At 69.9% G+C, this 16,829-nt stretch carries 16 protein-coding genes and 1 pseudogene; 12 read left to right on the top strand and 5 right to left on the bottom strand.

Annotated features, from left to right (window positions below; translation table 11 throughout):
• The first annotated feature begins 81 nt into the window (after positions 1-81).
• Genes QK444_RS15850 through QK444_RS15830 form a run of 5 tightly spaced genes read left to right on the top strand, consistent with a single transcriptional unit; the run spans position 82 to position 5,709 of the window.
• Positions 82-1,122, top strand: a complete 1,041-nt coding sequence (locus tag QK444_RS15850) for an MlaD family protein (protein WP_282781071.1) — start codon at positions 82-84, stop codon at positions 1,120-1,122.
• 6 nt (positions 1,123-1,128) lie between these two features.
• The gene (locus QK444_RS15845) at positions 1,129-2,226 is read left to right on the top strand and encodes an MCE family protein (protein ID WP_282781069.1); all 1,098 of its coding nucleotides are present in this window, start codon (positions 1,129-1,131) and stop codon (positions 2,224-2,226) included.
• Positions 2,223-3,344, top strand: coding sequence for an MCE family protein (locus QK444_RS15840; protein ID WP_282781067.1), 1,122 nt, complete (start codon positions 2,223-2,225; stop codon positions 3,342-3,344). The genes QK444_RS15845 and QK444_RS15840 overlap by 4 nt, the downstream gene beginning before the upstream one ends.
• Positions 3,341-4,438 carry an MlaD family protein gene (locus QK444_RS15835; protein WP_282781065.1) on the top strand — a complete coding sequence of 366 codons (1,098 nt, stop codon included), beginning with the start codon at positions 3,341-3,343 and terminating at the stop codon, positions 4,436-4,438. The genes QK444_RS15840 and QK444_RS15835 overlap by 4 nt, the downstream gene beginning before the upstream one ends.
• A complete protein-coding gene (locus QK444_RS15830; RefSeq protein ID WP_282781063.1) occupies positions 4,435-5,709 on the top strand; it encodes an MlaD family protein in 1,275 nt (424 codons plus the stop codon). Before QK444_RS15835 ends, QK444_RS15830 begins: the two co-directional genes overlap by 4 nt.
• Before the next feature lie 49 nt (positions 5,710-5,758).
• On the opposite strand, the gene QK444_RS15825 is transcribed toward QK444_RS15830, so the two are convergent.
• Positions 5,759-5,938, bottom strand: a complete 180-nt coding sequence (locus tag QK444_RS15825; protein WP_282781061.1) for a hypothetical protein — start codon at positions 5,936-5,938, stop codon at positions 5,759-5,761.
• 310 nt (positions 5,939-6,248) lie between these two features.
• Here QK444_RS15825 and QK444_RS15820 point away from each other — a divergent pair, with 310 nt between their 5' ends.
• The 3 genes from QK444_RS15820 to QK444_RS15810 are packed head-to-tail and all read left to right on the top strand — an operon-like array spanning position 6,249 to position 8,952.
• Positions 6,249-6,764 (top strand): Mce protein, encoded by a 516-nt coding sequence (locus QK444_RS15820; RefSeq protein WP_282781059.1) that lies wholly within the window; start codon positions 6,249-6,251, stop codon positions 6,762-6,764.
• 45 nt (positions 6,765-6,809) lie between these two features.
• Positions 6,810-7,487 carry a hypothetical protein gene (locus QK444_RS15815; RefSeq protein WP_282781057.1) on the top strand — a complete coding sequence of 226 codons (678 nt, stop codon included), beginning with the start codon at positions 6,810-6,812 and terminating at the stop codon, positions 7,485-7,487.
• A gap of 13 nt (positions 7,488-7,500) precedes the next feature.
• Positions 7,501-8,952, top strand: coding sequence for a carotenoid oxygenase family protein (locus QK444_RS15810; protein ID WP_282781055.1), 1,452 nt, complete (start codon positions 7,501-7,503; stop codon positions 8,950-8,952).
• A 35-nt stretch (positions 8,953-8,987) separates the two neighbouring features.
• Here QK444_RS15810 and QK444_RS15805 read toward each other — a convergent pair whose 3' ends face one another.
• The gene (locus QK444_RS15805; RefSeq protein ID WP_282781053.1) at positions 8,988-9,614 is read right to left on the bottom strand and encodes a TetR/AcrR family transcriptional regulator; all 627 of its coding nucleotides are present in this window, start codon (positions 9,612-9,614) and stop codon (positions 8,988-8,990) included.
• 7 nt (positions 9,615-9,621) lie between these two features.
• Entirely contained in the window at positions 9,622-10,680 is a 1,059-nt protein-coding gene (locus tag QK444_RS15800) for an AraC family transcriptional regulator (protein ID WP_282781051.1), read from the bottom strand.
• 71 nt (positions 10,681-10,751) lie between these two features.
• Here QK444_RS15800 and QK444_RS15795 point away from each other — a divergent pair, with 71 nt between their 5' ends.
• Entirely contained in the window at positions 10,752-12,227 is a 1,476-nt protein-coding gene (locus tag QK444_RS15795) for an NAD(P)/FAD-dependent oxidoreductase (protein WP_282781049.1), read from the top strand.
• On the opposite strand, the gene QK444_RS15790 is transcribed toward QK444_RS15795, so the two are convergent.
• On the bottom strand, positions 12,206-12,865 hold the full coding sequence (locus tag QK444_RS15790) for a hypothetical protein (protein WP_282781047.1): 660 nt from the start codon (positions 12,863-12,865) through the stop codon (positions 12,206-12,208). The genes QK444_RS15795 and QK444_RS15790 overlap by 22 nt on opposite strands.
• A gap of 84 nt (positions 12,866-12,949) precedes the next feature.
• Positions 12,950-14,410, bottom strand: coding sequence for a dihydroorotase family protein (locus QK444_RS15785; RefSeq protein WP_282781045.1), 1,461 nt, complete (start codon positions 14,408-14,410; stop codon positions 12,950-12,952).
• A gap of 138 nt (positions 14,411-14,548) precedes the next feature.
• Here QK444_RS15785 and QK444_RS15780 point away from each other — a divergent pair, with 138 nt between their 5' ends.
• The 3 genes and pseudogenes from QK444_RS15780 to QK444_RS15770 form a co-directional block, all read left to right on the top strand.
• A complete protein-coding gene (locus QK444_RS15780; RefSeq protein ID WP_282781044.1) occupies positions 14,549-15,736 on the top strand; it encodes a CoA transferase in 1,188 nt (395 codons plus the stop codon).
• The gene (locus QK444_RS15775; RefSeq protein WP_282781042.1) at positions 15,733-16,593 is read left to right on the top strand and encodes a cyclase family protein; all 861 of its coding nucleotides are present in this window, start codon (positions 15,733-15,735) and stop codon (positions 16,591-16,593) included. The genes QK444_RS15780 and QK444_RS15775 overlap by 4 nt, the downstream gene beginning before the upstream one ends.
• Positions 16,590-16,829 (top strand): annotated as a pseudogene (locus QK444_RS15770) (hypothetical protein); the annotation flags it as partial. The gene QK444_RS15775 and the pseudogene QK444_RS15770, both read left to right, overlap by 4 nt.

Raw genomic sequence — 16,829 nt, 5'->3', positions numbered from 1 at the left:
GCTCGGCCCGCTCGGAACTCCGCCCGCACCACCGGTATTCACCCCGGTTCCACAGACCGGTCGCTCGACGGAGGGCCAACGATGACAGCACACCGACGAAACCTGCTGTGGCTGGCCGCTTTTCTCGTGGTGAGCCTGTCGCTGACCTGGACGATATTCGTCACGTTACGGCGGGATGTACAGGGTCCCACGCATTCCTACACCGCGATGTTCACCGATGCCTCGGGCCTGCGCAAGGGCTCGGATGTGCGGATCGCCGGGGTGCGGGTGGGCAGGGTCGACGCCGTGGAACTCGACGGCACCCGCGCCCGGGTGCGCTTCCGGGTGCGGCGCGATCAGCCGGTCTACGGCGATACCCGCGCCTCGATCGTCTACCAGAACATCGCCGGACAACGCTATCTCGGCCTCACTCTGGCCGACTTCGGTCAACCCGCACGGCTGCCCGACGGCGCCACCATCCCGGTCGAACACACCGAGCCCTCCTTCGATCTCACCGGTCTGCTCAATGGTTTCGAACCGCTGTTCACGCTGCTCGACCCGGCCGACCGCGGCAATCTGTCCACCGCACTCATCGAGGCGCTCCAGGGCGATGTGCACGCACTCACCACGCTCATCACCGAGACGTCCCGACTGGCACAGGTGGTGGCCGGACCCGACGAGCTGCTCGGCAAGGTGATCACCAGCCTGAACGGGGTGGTGGCCACCCTCGCCGCGCAGGGCACCCGGTTGCAGACCACCCTCACCCAGGTCCGCACGGTGGTGGACGGGCTCGCCGAGCAGCGCGGTGAGCTGGTTTCCTCGCTCGGCGCGATCTCCGGAACGGTCGGCCGGCTCGCGGCGGTGATCACCGGGGCGGCACCGGATCTGGAGCAGTTGCTGGCCCGGGAGCCGGGGTGGCTGGCGACCATCGTCGGCAATCCGGACGGCGTCGCCACCCTGGGGGCGAACCTGCCCGCGGTGTTCAAGGGGCTGGCCCGGGTGACCGGGGACAGCACCGCCATGAGCGCGCAGGCGTGCGACTTCAACTTCACGATTCTCGACCTGATCGCCCCCGTCGTTCCCGCGATCGTCGACAGCGCGACCCCCGGTGGGCAGCGCAGGTACTCGGCACAGTGCAGGTGATATGCCATGACAGCGACAGCGCGAAACAGCACGCCGCGCAGCCTCATTCCACGCTCCGTCGGTATCGGTCGGCGACTGCGCGACCGGCCCCTGGAATCGCTGCGCCAGACCTGGCTCGGTGCGCTGGCGCTGGCCGCGCTCGTCCTGGCGGTCGCCGCCACCACCCTGGTGACCACGCTGCACATCGGCCAGGCCACCTACACCGCCGAGTTCGGACAGGCGGCGGGCATCCGGCCGGGTGATCAGGTGACGGTCGCGGGGGTGCCGGTGGGAACCGTGGGCGGCACCGAACTCGCCGGCGACCGCGTGCTCGTCCGCATGAAGATCGACGGCGACGTCGCCCTCGGCGCGCAGACCCGCGCTGAGATCGTCCTCACCACCGTACTGGGCGCTCGCTCGATCGCGCTCATGCCCGCCGGTGACGGATCACTGCCGGACGGACGAATCCCACTGACGCACACCACGGTTCCCTACGATCTGCAGAAGCTGCTACAGGATTCGACCGCCACTTTCGAACAGGTCGACGCCGATCGTTTCGCGCGATCCATGGGCCTGCTGGCGGCACAGCTGCGCGATACGCCCGCGATCCTGCCCGAGGCACTGGCCAATGTGGAGAACCTGTCGCGGATGATCGCCGAACGCCGCGATCAGATCGGCGCACTGTTGCGCAATACCGCCCAACTGGCCACCATCCTCGGCGACCAGAGCGGCGATATGGCCGCCCTCATCGGACAGGGCGATGTCATGGTGCGGGAAATCCTCGCCCGCCGGGCCGGTGTGGTGCGACTGCTGGATGCCGCGACCCAACTGGTCACCATCGCGCATACGGTGGCGGTCGGCAATCGGGAGCACATCGACTCGCTGCTGGTCGACATCCGCACCCTCACCGGCATGATCGGCGACCACGACGAGTTGCTGCGCAATATGTTCCAGGCCATGCCGATCGCCGTCCGCAATATCACCAATGCCACCGGCACCGGCCCGTTCCTGGACTTCCTGCTGCCCGGCGGGCTCATGGTGGATTCCTGGATGTGCGCGATCAGCGCCAATGCCGAGCAGCACCACTGGCCCGAACACTTCCGGTACTTCGAGGACTGCCGATGAGATACCCAGCCCTCCGCCACCGAGCCCTCCGTACCGGCGCGATCGCGGCTCTGGTCGCGGCGCTGGTCGCCGCCGGATTCGCGGTACTGCCCGGCACCGGGACCGCGCCGCGCACCATCATCGCCCAGTTCGACAATGCCATCGGCCTCTACCAGGGCAATGCGGTCGCGGTGCTCGGCATGCCGGTCGGCACGGTCGAGAACATCACCGCCAAGGGCGAATACGTCGAGATCGAACTGCGCATCGACAGCGGCGTGCGCCTGCCCGACACCGTGCAGGCCGTCACCGTCGGCACCTCGATTCTCACCGAACGGCATATCGAACTCACCCCGCCCTACACCGACGGCCCGACCCTGCCCGACGGCGCGGTGCTCGGCCTGACCCGCACCAGAACGCCCATCGAGTTCGACCGCATCCTGAACATGGTGGACAAGCTGGGCACCGCGCTGGGCGGCGACGGTCGCGGCGGCGGCCCCGTCGCCGAGATCCTCGACAGCACCGCGGCCATGGCGGCGGGCAGTGGTGAGCAACTGCGCTCGGCGCTCGGCACGCTGTCGGAGGCGCTGCGCACCGGGGCCGACGACGGCGAGGGCACCCGCCAGGCCATCACCACCATCGTCACCGAACTCGCCGCGCTCACCGACGCCGCCGCCCGCAATCAGCAGCTGCTCGACCAGTTCGGTTCCGGCGTCGGGCAACTCAGCGACCTGCTGGTGCGGGAACAGCTGGGGCAAGGTGAGACGGGGCGACTGCTCAACGAGGTGCTCGACCGCATCACCGCCCTGCTCACCGAGCATCGCGACGATCTGCGCGCCACCGTGGCCAGCAGCGATTCCTTCGCCCGCGCGCTGGTGGACTACCGGCGCGAACTCGCCGAGGTCTTCAATCTCGCCCCGCTGGCGGTGGACAACGTGGTGAACGCCATCGACCAGCGCAACGGCTATCTGCGGGTCGGCGCGCACTTCGATTCGGTGTTCTTCGACAGCTCCATGACCAAGGAGGTGTGCAATATTCTCGGACTACGCCAACTAGGGTGCAGCACCGGCAATTTCAGCGATATGGGGCCGGATTTCGGCGTCACGTCGGTACTCGAGGCGATGACGAGGATGCACCCGTGAGCCGCCGTCGACCGCTGCCGGTCACCGTCTGCGCCACCGCGGCCCTGCTCGCGGGCTGCTCGGTCAGCGTGGAGGACCTGCCGCTGCCCGCGCCCGGGGTGAACGGCCCGAGCTATCACCTGAACGCGGTGTTCTCCAATGCCCTCAACCTGCCCGATCGCGCCAAGGTCCGGGTCGGCGGCGCGGACGTCGGCGAGGTGGTGTCCATGACCGCCCGCGACTACACGGCGGTGGTGTCGATGCGCATTCTCGACACCGTCGCGCTACCCACCGGCACCCGGGCCGAATTGCGTTCGGCCACACCACTGGGCGATATCTTCGTCTCCCTGGTGCCGCCCGCCGGAGGTGGCGGCGACACGGCGCTGCGCGACGGTGACACCATCCCGCTGCCGTCCACCGCGGCCGCCGCCACCGTCGAGGATGTCCTCGCCTCCACCACCCTCCTGGTCAACGGCGGCGTGATCCGCAACCTCACCCGGGTGCTCAACGGTATGGGCGACGCCATGAACGACGGGGGTGCGCGCCTGACCGCCGTCATCGCGCAGTCGCGGGATCTGCTGGCCACCATGGCGGCCCGCTCCGAAGAACTACGCGGCGTGCTGGCCCGCACCGCGGCACTGGCCGACGGCCTGGACGCGCGGCGCACCGCCATCGACGAGATTCTCGGCGCGGCCGGACCCGCCCTCGCCGTGATCGCCGACAACACCGCGCGCATGGTCACCCTCGCCGACCAGATCGCCGCGCTGACCCGGCATCTGGAGAAGTTCCCGGCGATTCAGGGCACCGACACCCGCAGCATCGTGCACGACCTGAACATGGTGTCGGCGGCCTTCAACGAATCCGCCGTGGATCCGCGCGTCACCATGGCCAACCTGCTGCGCATCCTGCCGCCGACGCTGAAGTTCTTCAGCTCCAACGCCGCCCACGCCGATGTGGAACTGCGGCAGGTGGTGATCGGTCCGGTGGACGATCCCGGCCACCTGGCCGATTCGGCGTTCCGGTTCCCGGAGCAGGCCGATCTGGCGAACTTCGTCGGATCGCTGGCCTTCGTGCTCACCCAGCTCGGCAATCGCGTGACGGGGGCGGGGCGATGAGCATGCTGGAACCACCGGCGCGCCTGCTGGTGCGCACCGCCCGGGCCGCGACGGCGCACCGGCTCGCGCTGTCGGTGGTCGCGCAGGTGGCGCTGCTGGCCCTGGCCGGGGCCTACATCATGTTCGGCGCGCTGCGCACCGATCCGTTCGCCACTCAGATGCGGATTCGGGTACAGCTCAGCGAATCCGGCGGACTGCTGGCCGGACAGGACGTCACCCTGCGCGGCGTGCCGATCGGACGGGTGGAGTCGGTGGAGCTGACCGCCGACGGTGTGCGGGCGGTGGCCCGGGTCGACGGGACCGCGCGCATTCCGCGCGACGGCACGGCGGTGCGGGTGTCGGGGCTGTCCCCCGCCGGTGAGCAGTACCTGAACTTCGAACCCAGCTCGCAGGGTGGGCCGCTGCTGACCGACGGCAGCCTGATCACCCAGGACCGCACCGTCGTGCCGGTGCCGCTGTGGCGGGTGCTCGGCAATATCGACGGCCTGCTGGCGCAAACCGATCCGGAGCGGCTGCGGGCCATCGTGGACGAGCTCGGCGTCGGACCGGAGGGACCGCGCACACTGCGGAACCTGCTGGGCGGCATGGAACTGCTGGTCTCCAGCCTGGACGGCGTCCTGCCGCAGACCACCGCCCTGCTGCGCGACAGTCGACCGGTCTTCCAGCTCATGATCGACAAGGCCGACGGAATGCGCACGGCCACCGCGAATCTCACCGCCACGCTCAACGCCGCCGGGGCCAAGGACGCCGGGCTGCGGCAGCTCATCGAGCACAGCCCGCGCACCCTGGCCGCACTCGACACCCTGATCGCCGACAACTCCCCCACCATGGTGCAGCTGCTCGGCAATCTCGCCACCGTCGCCCAGCTCTCCTATATCCGGGTGCCCGCGCTGACCCATCTGCTGCGCGACGACCGCGGCTCGGTCCTCGACGCCGTCGCCTCCACCATGCACGACGGCGGGGTGTGGGCGGTGGCCAACCTGTACTTCCGCCACTACTGCGACTACCCGCATCCGCGCGACGTGCCGTTCGACCCCAGCTATCCGGAGCCCTACATGTACACCTACTGCGCCAATCCCGATCCGGCGCTGCTGGTCCGGGGAGCCCGCAACGCACCGGTGCCCCCCGGCGACGACACCGCCGGTCCGCCACCCGGATACGACCCCATGCGCCGCACCGACCCGACACCGATCGGACCGCACACCATCCCGCTGCCCTACGGCGGCCCCGTCATGCCGCCCGAATCCGAGCCCCACCGGCAGGGCAAGTAGCTCGACCCCTAGGAAACGCCATGCCCGACAAGACCATCGACGTCCTCGATCAGGACGCCGACTCCCCCACCTCGACACCGCCCGAGACCGCGACTACCACCGCCACCGACAGCACCGGCTGCGACAGCAGCACCGACGACATGCGCACCGACCGCGACCGCGAAACCCCCTCCGACACCGACGTCGCGACCGCGAAGTCCACCGCACCCGACAGCAGCCGGTCGTCCATGGCCGATCCCGCGACTCGCGCGGACCCGATCGACCAGGCGGCCCCAGCAGAGAAGGCGGCCCGTTCAGGCACACCGGCCCCGGCAGACAGCTCGGCCCGCGCGGACAAGGCGACACCAGCAGACAGCTCGGCCCCGGCAGGCGAAGCGACACCAGGAGACAACGCCACCCCGGCAGGCGAAGTGACACCAGCGGACGACGGAGCCCCCTCGGACAAGGCGACACCGGTGGCGTCGGCGGCATCAGCAGGCAGCGCCGGCGCGGCGGAATCGTCGGACGCGACAGGTCCCACGACTCCGGCACATTCCCGCGTGGCCAAGACCATCCGTATCCGGTGGCGCCCCGCGGCCGGTGCGCGCCGCCTCGCCCCGGCGATCGCGCTGCTGCTCATCATCGGCCTCGGGGCCGCCGCCGCGTACTTCGGCTGGCAGTACCGCGAGGTGCGGGCCACCGAGCAGGCGAGTGCCGCCGCGCTGCGTGCCGCCGAGACCTACGCCGTCACCCTGACCTCGGTGGACAGCGCCGATCTGGACGCCAATTTCCAGGCTGTCCTGGACGGCTCCACCGGCGAGTTCCGCGACGCATACACCCAGTCCAGCAGTCAGCTGCGGCAGCTGCTGATCGACCACCGGGCGGCGGGCAAGGGCGTGGTGCTGCAGTCGGCCGTCCAATCCGCCACCCGGGACGAGGTGGTGGTGCTGCTGTTCGTCGACCAGACGGTGACCAATACCGAGATGCCGGACCCGCGGGTGGACCGCAGCCGCATCGTCATGACCATGCGGCTGGTCGACGGGCAGTGGAAGGCCGCGCGGGTCGATATTCCCTGACGGCGCTCGCCGTCGACGAGAGGTGGAAAGACGAGAGGTGGAAGTATGAACAGTCCCCAACCCACCGGCGCGCTCACCGCGCTGCGCGACGACCTGATCATGCGGTCCATGCTGGCCCGCGTCGGTGACGTGCCCGAAGCCGTCCTGCTGCCCGTGCTGCGGGTGGTCGCCGACGACCGCGCCGCGGTGGACGCGGGCTGGGCGGCCGTCACCGCCAAGCGCACCGGCAACCGGTTCCTGGAGGGACCGCGCTGGTCCTGGAAGCGCCGCTACGGCCAGTTCGTCACCGAACTCGAATGGGCCACCACCGAATTGACGAAGGTCATGCCGGTCGAGGACGTCACCGACCTGGTCGCCACGGCGGTGTCGATCCGGCTGCGCCGCTGGCTGCGCTATCTGCTCCCGGCCTTCGCCTCGCTGCGGCTCATTCCCCAGGGCATGTACCCGTCGGTCATGGACGCGGGGGTCGGCTTCGCGACCTTCCTGGTCGGACCCATCCGCCGCACGGCGGTCGAGGCCGACGGCACCCTGGTGTACGAGATCCCCGAATGCGCCATGCACGCCTCGGTGTCCGCGCCCGCCGCACAGACGAATTCCTGCCTCATGGGCTGCAAGGCGGCCTGTGAGCGCGTCTTCGACGCCACCTCGGCGATGCCGCTGGAATTCGAACCCCATCTGCCCGAACTGTCCTGCACGCTGCGCGTGCGTCCCGCGCTCTCATGATCCAGGAGGGGCCATGTCCAGCCCGACCACGACATCCGACCAGACCGCGACCGGTCGCGACTATCTGCCGCTGCACGACGAATTCGACTACACGGTAGACGATTTCACCGGAGCAGTCCCGGAGAGCCTGCGCGGCACCATGTATCGCAACGGACCGGGCAAGATGGACGCCGGGGGCCAACCGCTCGGCCATCTGTTCGACGGTGACGGCATGCTGTCCATGTACGCCTTCGACGACGGGCGACTGCACTTCCGCAACCGGTTCGTCCGCACCAAGCACTATCGGCGGTCGCTCACCGCGCACGGCGCGCCGTATCGCGCGCTGGGTACCCTGCGATCCGGCGGAATCCTCACCAACGCACTGCGATTCCCGGCCAATGTGGCCAATACCAGTGTGGCCGTGCACGCCGGGAAGCTGCTGGCGCTGTGGGAGGGCGGGCGACCCACCGAGATCGACCCCGACACCCTGGCCACCGTGGGCGTACACGATTTTTACGGCGGGCTCACCTGGATCGGCGCGTTCTCCGCTCATCCGCGCTGGGATCCCCGCACCGGCGAGATGTTCAACTTCGGCCTGTCCATGTTCCCGCGCCCCCAGCTCGCCTGCTACCGGGTCGACCGCGGCGGCACGCTGCACGCGCTGGGGTCGCTCGGACTGCCCACCCCGATGTTCAATCACGATATGGGCCTCACCGAACGCCACCTGGTGTTCGCCATCCCGCCCCTGGTGTTCCCGATCGGCAAATTCCTCGGTGCGGGCCTGGGCATGCGCAATTTCATCGAGGCCATCGACTACGACGCCCGGCGCGGCACCATGATCGGCCTGGTGCCCCGCGACGGCGGCAAACCCCGGGTGCTGCACACCGATCCGCTCATGCACCTGCATCTGGCCAACACCTACGAGGACGGCTCGGACACCGTGGTGGAGCTGGTGGACTACGACGCCTCCTGGACGGAACTCAACGGCCAGCTCAGCACTGTGCGCGACGGCATGCTCGGTGCCGGAAAACCCTACGGCGGCAGGCTCACCCGGCTGCGCGTCACCCCCACCGGCCGGGTGATCCACGAGATCCTCTCCGACCTGCACGGCGACTTCCCCACCTACAACCTGGGCCACACCAGCCGCCGCAACCGCTACGTGTACCTGGCCGCCAGCGCCGACGGCACCCCCTACCCGAGTTCGATCGCCAAGCTGGACACCGACACCGGCAAGGAGTCGGTGCACCGACTGCCGGACGACACCCTGGCCCACGAGGCCCTGTTCGTCCCCCGCCCCGGTGCGAGCGCCGAGGACGACGGCTGGCTGCTGGCCCTGACCCAGGACCGCACCACCGAACTCGCCAGCGTGCTCGTACTGGACGCGCGCGACCTCCTGGCCGACCCGCTCTACCGCGGCACCCTGCGCCACCACATGCCGCTCACCTTCCACGGCACCTTCACCGACCGGGTCGCCCGGCCCGCCTGAACACCCGGCGGGCGGTGCGTGGCCGCATCGCCCGCCTAGGTGGTGGCGTCGAGCAGCAGGCGCTCGAACAAGCTGTCCAGGATATCCATTTCGATGGGGTCGGAGGCCGCGGCGGCGTGCGCGAAACCGTCCACGACGGCGAGGATGAGCCGGGCGATCTGCACCGGGTCGAGGTCGGCCGGGATTCGTCCGGCGGCCTGCCCTCGGGTCACCGCCTCGGCCACGCCTTCGACCATGCCCTTGCTCACGGCGGCGAAGGCTTCCGAGAGTTCGGCGTGCCGTCGGGCGTCGATCGGTGCGGTCGCGACGAACCCGGCGAGTTCCGGATGTTCGTGGTTGATCCGCATGGAGACCGCCAGCAGGGCTTGCAGCAGTTCGCGCACCGAGAGCGCACCGTCGATGGCGGCCGCCGCGCGGTCCTGGATGCGGCCGTACACCTCGGCGCAGACGGTTTCGAACAACTGGCTCTTGGTGCCGAAGTGGTAGTAGACCGCCCCGGCGGTGACCCCCGCGATACCGGCGATGACGCTGTTGGTCGCCGGTCCGTAGCCGTGCTGAGCGAAGCAGCGAATGGCGGCGTCGACAACCCGCTGTCGCGTGTCGACGCTGTCGATTCCGGCCGGGCGGCCCGGACCCGGTTTACCCCGCTTGCTCTGAGTCACCTGGTCATTATCGCGTATCGGCCGGGTCGTACCGGCCGGAAGGGGTAGCGGTGGTGCGCGGTGCCCGGCCGGTCCACCGGCGGTGGGCGCGGCTGAAATTGGCGGCGTCGTGGTAGCCGAGCCGGCGCGCGATATCGGCCAGGGTGAGGCGATCCAGGGCCAGCAGTTCGGTGGCGAGGGTGTGGCGCACCTCGTCGAGCAGTTCGCGGAAGGTGGTGCCTTCGGCGTGCAGCCGGCGGCGCAGCGTGCGCTCGTCCAGGTGCAGCCGGGCCGCGACGGTGGCGGCGGTCGGCCCGTCGGCGAGTTCGGCCAGGATCAGCGACCGGACGCGGCCCGCCGTGCCGCGGCGGGCCCGCCGGGTTTCGAGCAGCCGTCGGCACTGCTGTTCCAGCAGCAGCGCGGTGGTCGAATCGGATTGGGTGAGTGGATGATCCAGTAGTCGGGCGCTGAACACCAGGCGATGCCGGGCGGCATCGGTGCGCAGGTCGACGCCGGGCAGCCGCTCCCGCAGCCGGGCCGCGCGGGCTCCGGTGAAGGCGGTCTCGATGCGCATCCCGCTCCCCGCGCCGATGGCGGCCGGAGCCAGGACGGCGATCTTGGTGAGTTCCCGCTCCACGAAGAAGGCGCGCACATCGGCCGGAATGGCGCTGTCGTCGAAGGTGACGGTCAGGTCCGGCCCGTCGGCGGCGAGCACCGGTTCGATGAAGGCGAAGGACAATTCGGCGTACCGCACCCCGAGCCGGATCGCCTCGCGCACGGTCGCGGCGGACAGCATGGCGTAACCCCAGACGCCGAGGGTACCGACGGTGTAGCGCAGCCCGGCCGCGATTCCGAGACCGGGCCGGTCACCGATCCGGTCCAGCAGGGCGCGGGCGATGGCCAGTTCCTGTCCGGCTTCGACCACGGTATCGGGCCGGGTCAGGTCCGTGGCGCACAGCCCGGTACCGGACAGGCATTCGCTCGCACTCATCCCGTACTCGCCACCCAGCTCGACGAGGATGCGGGCGGCGGCCGGTCCGCGCGGATGATCCCAGGCGCGCGGCGGTGGTGTGATCGAAGCGCTCATGTCCGTAAATGACAATAGGACACCCGGAGCGGACATCGCGGCGATTCGGGGTCGGCTCCTAGCGTCGAACCATGACGAGCAGGACGGTGTCGGTCGGGATCATCGGCGCGGGTTTCGGCGGTGTGGCGGCGGCCATCGAATTGGACCGCCACGGCATCGGCGACTACACGATCTTCGAGCGGGGCGATTCGGTGGGCGGGGTGTGGCGGGCCAACTCCTATCCCGGTGCGGCATGCGATGTGCCCTCCCCCATCTACTCGCTCTCCTACGCACTGGAGACGAACTGGTCGCGCCGGTTCGGCACGCAGCCGGAGATCCACGACTACCTGCGGCGCACCGCCGACAGCTTCGGCGTCACCCCGCGCATTCGATTCGGCACCGAGGTCACCGCCGCCGCCTTCGAGGAGGACAGCGGCCGCTGGCGGGTGGAGACCGCGGCCGGCGAGGTGCTGCGATTCGACGCGCTCATCTGTGCCACCGGCCAACTCTCCCGCCCCCGACTGCCAGAACTGCCGGGCATGGCGAGCTTCGGCGGTGCCCAGTTCCATTCCGCGCAGTGGGATCACGACGTCGATCTCACCGGTCAGCGGGTCGCGGTGGTGGGCAGCGGCGCGAGCGCGGTGCAGGTGGTGCCCGCCATCGTGGACCAGGTCGCGGAGCTGCACGTCGTCCAGCGGTCCGCGTACTGGGTGGGCAACAAGTGGGACCATCGCACCACCCGCGCGATGCGCGCGGTCCTCGGTTCGGTGCCGGGACTGGCCCGGCTCCAGCACAATATCGAATGGCTGTGGTACGAGTCGCGAGCGCCGTTCATCGCCCGCTGGGCCGCACCGGTGCAGCGACTGTTCGAACTGTGGCTGAAGGTCAAGATGCGCCGCGAGATCCGCGATCCGGAACTCCGCGCCGCCGTCCTGCCGACCTACCGCTTCGGCTGCAACCGCGTACTGCTGTCCAATGACTGGTATCCGGCGCTGGACCGCGAGCATGCCACCCTCCACCCGCACGGGGTGGAGGAGGTCACCGAACGGGGACTGCGGCTGTCCGACGTCAGCGAGGTCGCGGCGGATGTGATCGTCTGGTGCACCGGGTTCACGGCGAGCGAGTACCTCGCCCCCGTCGACATCACCGGACGCGACGGCCGAAAGCTGCATGCGGAGTGGAAGTCCGGGCCGTACGCCCATCTGGGGATCACCGTATCCGGCTACCCGAATCTGTTTCTCATGTTCGGGCCGAACACCGGCTCGATCACCAACACCATCACGTTCATGCTCGAGAAGCAGGCCCGCTACGCGCGCATCGCCATCGAGCGCATCGCCGAGCGCGGCGGCTGGCTCGACGTGCGCCGCGAGGTCCAGGACGCCTACAACGAGCGGCTCCAGGAACGGTTGCGCCACACCGTGTTCACCACCGGCTGCCCGGGCTGGTACCACACCGAGGAGGGCAAGGTCATCGCCGTCTGGCCCGGTTCGCATATCGGTTACGCCCGCGCCACCCGCACGGTGGATTTCAGCGAGTACGAGTTCGGTCACGCACCCGCGGCCGTCTGACCTTCCCGATCCGACCCCGCGCGGTGGCCCCGCCCTGCCCCGGCCCGCTCGACGGCCACGACCGCCGCGAACAGTAGGGCCTCACCGGCATTGCCGAGCGGCGGCAGGTCGAAGGCCGCCGCGGAGGCCACTACCAGCACCACCGCCGCGATCACCAGCAGGGGCCGCTTCTCCCTGCGCCACAGCGTGATTCCGGCGAGCAGCACCACGGCGATCACGACCAGTACGGGCCAGGGCGGCCCGTGCGGTTCCGCAGGGGTGTAGCGGAGGGTGTCGGCGAACTCGCGTGGAACCAGCCGCAGCGCGAGCAGATCGCGCAGCACGCCCCAGGCCATCAGCAGTACGGCGAGCATCCAGGCCCAGCGGCGACGCAGGCCGAGCACGCGTTCGGCCGCCCACACCAACAGCAGCGGGGTCAGCACCGCGTGCCCGACGAACCTGCCGACGCTCAGTGCGTGCAGCGTCGCGCCCGCACCGAGAGTGGAGCCGAGACCGAAGACCGCCGCGTCGTAGGCGAGTCCGAGACCCAGCAGGGTCAGGGGCCAGCAGGGCGCGGACGGCACTCCGGAACCGGTCCACAGCGCCACGACGCATCCCAGCTGTGCCACCGCCAGCAGCACCAGTACCACCGAAACCATCCGCTACCACCCGCTTCCCTCGAACGGCCACGATATCGGCGGCTCCGCCGGGTGTCGGTCACCGCCGCCCGGCTCGGCCCGCGCTCAGGCCGGTTTCCGGCGCAGGTAGGCCCCGTGCGGATCGCCCTGTACCCGGCCATCGCCGAAGATCCGCCGACCGCGCAGAAAGACGTCGGTGACGCGGGCGTTCATCTCGAAGCCCTCGAAAGGCGTGTACTCCTGGGCGGATTCGGAGTCGGCGGCGCGCACGGTCCAGCGGGCGTCCGGGTCGATCAGCACGATATCGGCGTCATGGCCCGGTGCGATATCGCCCTTTCCGGACAGCCCGTACCGGCGTGCGGGATTGCCGGAGGTCAGCTCGGCGATCCGGGACAGCGGCAGCCCCCGCTTCGTCCCCTCCCCCACCAGACCCGGCAGCAGGTACTCCGCGCCGCCGAATCCGGATTTGGCGGCGAAGACGTCCGCGCGATCGTCGCCGAACTTCTGCTCGTCCCGACAGCAGGCGTGATCGCTGACCACCCAGTCGATCTCACCGGCCAGCAGATGCCGCCACAGCGCCTCGACATCGGCGCGCTCGCGCAGCGGCGGATTCACCTTGCCGCCGATACCGTGCGCGGTGTCGACATCGGCCAGCAGGTGGCCGATGGTGACCTCGCGGCGGAAGTCCACGTGCGGGAAGGCCCCGGCCATGGTGAGCGCCGCCGCGACCGCCTTGGCCGAGGACAGGTGCAGCAGGTTGATATTCGCCAGTCCGGTCTCGTGGGCGAGATAGGAGGCCATGGTGATGGCCAGGCCCTCGGAGTGCGGCGGGCGCGACGCGCTGTAGGCACGCAGCCCGGTGAGGGTGCCCTCGCGCTCCACCAGTGCCGTGTAGGCGGCCATGATCTCGGCGGTCTCGCAGTGCAGCGACAGTGAGATGTGCGGACCCAACGCGGCGCGCGCCCGCTGGACGGCGCGCATGACGAATTCGAAATGGGCCAGGTCGTAGCGCTCGTGTGGCCCCAGCATGAGGAAGTCGGCCTGATCTGACGAACGGCCGTGCAGTCCGTGCCCGCCGTAGAACATGAAGATCTTGAACGAGGTGATGCCGAAATCGGTGACCAGCGACGGGATCTCGGCGATGTGCTCGGCGCTCATGGGCGCCAGGTGCAGGGCGTGGTCCACGAACGAGCGCCCCGACATCCGCTCCAGCACCTCGGGGACGAAATCGCGGTACGCGCCGCCCCGGTTCAGGTAGTAGCGGCCGGTGCGCATATAGGTGAGGGAGGTGGTGACGCCACCCTGGGCGCAGGCGCGGCTCTCGGTCTCGGTGTCCTGCGACAGCTCGCGGTAGATGCCCCAGTGCTGGTGGGCGTCCACCACACCCGGAAAGGCCAGCAGGCCCTGCGCGTCGACCACCCGATCCGCGTCGGTGACCGTCTGATTCGGCCCGATGGCGGTGACGACGCCGTCGTGCACGGCGATATCGACCGGTTCGGGATGGTCGGTGGTCGGATCACCCGGTCGCACCACGCGGGCGTTCCGGATCAACAGGTCGGTCGCCACGACTGCTCCAGTTTCTCTGTGCGAAACATCTTTTCCAACTCGGCGATCATCGCAGTAGGATGCGCTGATAGTCAACGCCACAACGTCCTGAGCTGTTTCGTATTGGGAAACACAAGGTGGCGGGTGAGGAGTCGGGTGATGGATGGACCGCTGTCGGGAATCCGGGTGCTGGAGGTGGCGACGCTGTTCGCCGGACCGCTGGCGGCGACGCTGCTGGCGGATTTCGGGGCCGAGGTGGTGAAGCTCGAGCACCCCGGCGGCGACCCCGTGCGCGGACACGGCGCACAGCGCGACGGGGTCGGCCTCTGGTGGAAGATGCTGGGCCGCAACAAGAAATCGGTGACGCTGTATCTGGGCGCACCGGAAGGGCAGGAGATCTTCCGCCGGATGTTGGCCGACGCCGACGTGGTGATCGAGAACTTCCGCCCCGGAACCCTGGAGCGCTGGGGATTGGGCTATCCCGAACTGCGCGAGATCAATCCGGGACTGGTGCTGGCCCGGGTGACCGGATTCGGGCAGGTGGGGCCCTATGCCCGCCGTCCCGGTTTCGGCACGCTGGCCGAGGCGATGAGCGGATTCGCCGCCGTCACCGGAGAACCGGACGGCCCGCCCACGCTGCCGCCCTTCGGCCTGGCCGACGGGATCGCGGCGCAGGCGACCGCTTTCGCCGTCATGACCGCGCTGCGCGCCCGCGATCGCGACGGACACGGCCAGCAGATCGACCTCGCCATCATCGAACCGATTCTCACCCTGCTGGGTCCGCAGCTCATCGCCTACGACCAACTGGGCGAACTCCAGCCGCGCATGGGCAATCGGTCCTCGAACAACGCACCGCGCAATGTGTACCGGACCGCCGACGGCGGATGGGTGGCGGTGTCCACCAGCGCGCAATCGGTGGCCGAGCGGGTGATGCGACTGGTCGGGCGGCCGGAGTTCATCGACGAACCCTGGTTCGCCTCCGGTGCCGAACGCGCCCGGCACGCCGATGAACTGGACGCCGCGGTCGGGGCGTGGATCGCGGACCGCCCCACCGACGAGGTGGTACGCGCCTTCGAGAAGGCCGAGGCCGCCATCGCGCCGGTCTACACCGCCGCCGACGTGCTCACCGATCCGCAGTATCGGGCACTGGGCACCATCGCCGAGGTGCCCGATGCCGAACTGGGGACACTGCGCATGCAGAACGTGCTGTTCCGACTCTCCGAGACACCCGGCCGAATCCGCTGGGCGGGACCACCGCTGGGCGCGCACACCGCGGAGGTGCTGGGCGAGTACGGCGTCGACGCCGCGGCACTGACGGCGCTGCGGGACGCGGGGGTGGTCGCATGACGTACCCGGCGCATTCCCCGGACCGCCCGGCCCGACCCGTCATCACGCGCGATCCCCTGCTGGAGGCGGTGCGCGGCGGCGTCCGGCTGATCGAACTCGGCCAGCCCTTCTTCACCGGTATGCCGTGCTCCCCCAACCATCCCGGCTTCCGCATGACCCTGGCCCGACGCCACGGCGATATGGTGCGGCCCGACGGCGGGTCCGCCGCCAATGAGGTCATCGTGACCGGCGGGCACGTCGGCACCCACATCGACGCGCTCAGTCACGTCAGCCACGACGGACTGCTGTACGGCGGCGTCGACGCCGCGGCCGCTCAGCGGGGCGGCGCGTTCAGCGCCCACGGCGCGGAACTGTTGCCCGGCTTCCTGCGGCGGGGCCTGCTGTTCGACATCGCGCGCCGACACGACACCGACACTCTGCCGGGCGGGTACGAGGTGACCGAGGCCGACCTCGACGGCGCGGCGGGCGACGCCGGGTTCACGCCGGAACCCGGTGACGTGGCGCTCATCCGCACCGGCTGGGCGCGGCACTTCGACGACCCGCCCACGTATCTCGGTGGCACGACCGGGGTTCCGGGCGTGGGCGTGCCCGCCGCACGCTGGCTCGCCGCGCACGGCGTGGCCGCCACCGGCGCCGACACCACCGCCTACGAGCGCATCGCCCCCGGCGCGGGACACAGCGTGCTGCCCGTACACCGAGTGCTGCTGGTCGACTCCGGAATCTACATCCTCGAACACCTCGCACTCGAGGAACTCGCGGCGGCCGAACTGACCGAATTCGTCTTCATCCTCGCTCCCCTGCGCATCGTCGGCGGCACCGGCTCCCCGGTACGCCCACTCGCGGCGGTGAGCCGATGACCGAGACACCCGGCACGACCGAAGAAGCGACCGAGCCCCGCGAATCGACGGGACCGACCGGGCGCACGGCGCCCGCCGAGTCGACCGCCCCCGTCAGGTCGACCGCACCGACCGGTCCTCCGGTGGCCTACCGGCTGGCGGAGTTCGCCGTGGCGGCGCGGGACAGGGGGGTTGGTGTGGAGTTGCGTTCCGATGCCGCGCGGCGCGTGCTGGACGCACTCGGCAACAGCATTGCG

Origin of the sequence: Nocardia sp. CC201C, from assembly GCF_030010695.1 — a bacterium.
Classification (GTDB): Bacteria; Actinomycetota; Actinomycetes; order Mycobacteriales; family Mycobacteriaceae; genus Nocardia; species Nocardia otitidiscaviarum.
This window is presented reverse-complemented; position numbering and strand designations above follow the sequence as displayed.

What these genes read in the sequence shown, in the direction of transcription:
- QK444_RS15800 (WP_282781051.1), bottom strand. Translation starts at nt 10,680, where the DNA reads ATGAGCGCTTCGATCACACCACCGCCGCGCGCCTGGGATCATCCGCGC.
- QK444_RS15845 (WP_282781069.1), top strand. Translation starts at nt 1,129, where the DNA reads ATGACAGCGACAGCGCGAAACAGCACGCCGCGCAGCCTCATTCCACGC.
- QK444_RS15850 (WP_282781071.1), top strand. Translation starts at nt 82, where the DNA reads ATGACAGCACACCGACGAAACCTGCTGTGGCTGGCCGCTTTTCTCGTG.
- QK444_RS15775 (WP_282781042.1), top strand. Translation starts at nt 15,733, where the DNA reads ATGACGTACCCGGCGCATTCCCCGGACCGCCCGGCCCGACCCGTCATC.
- QK444_RS15790 (WP_282781047.1), bottom strand. Translation starts at nt 12,865, where the DNA reads ATGGTTTCGGTGGTACTGGTGCTGCTGGCGGTGGCACAGCTGGGATGC.
- QK444_RS15815 (WP_282781057.1), top strand. Translation starts at nt 6,810, where the DNA reads ATGAACAGTCCCCAACCCACCGGCGCGCTCACCGCGCTGCGCGACGAC.
- QK444_RS15780 (WP_282781044.1), top strand. Translation starts at nt 14,549, where the DNA reads ATGGATGGACCGCTGTCGGGAATCCGGGTGCTGGAGGTGGCGACGCTG.
- QK444_RS15795 (WP_282781049.1), top strand. Translation starts at nt 10,752, where the DNA reads ATGACGAGCAGGACGGTGTCGGTCGGGATCATCGGCGCGGGTTTCGGC.
- QK444_RS15810 (WP_282781055.1), top strand. Translation starts at nt 7,501, where the DNA reads ATGTCCAGCCCGACCACGACATCCGACCAGACCGCGACCGGTCGCGAC.
- QK444_RS15830 (WP_282781063.1), top strand. Translation starts at nt 4,435, where the DNA reads ATGAGCATGCTGGAACCACCGGCGCGCCTGCTGGTGCGCACCGCCCGG.
- QK444_RS15825 (WP_282781061.1), bottom strand. Translation starts at nt 5,938, where the DNA reads ATGGACGACCGGCTGCTGTCGGGTGCGGTGGACTTCGCGGTCGCGACG.
- QK444_RS15840 (WP_282781067.1), top strand. Translation starts at nt 2,223, where the DNA reads ATGAGATACCCAGCCCTCCGCCACCGAGCCCTCCGTACCGGCGCGATC.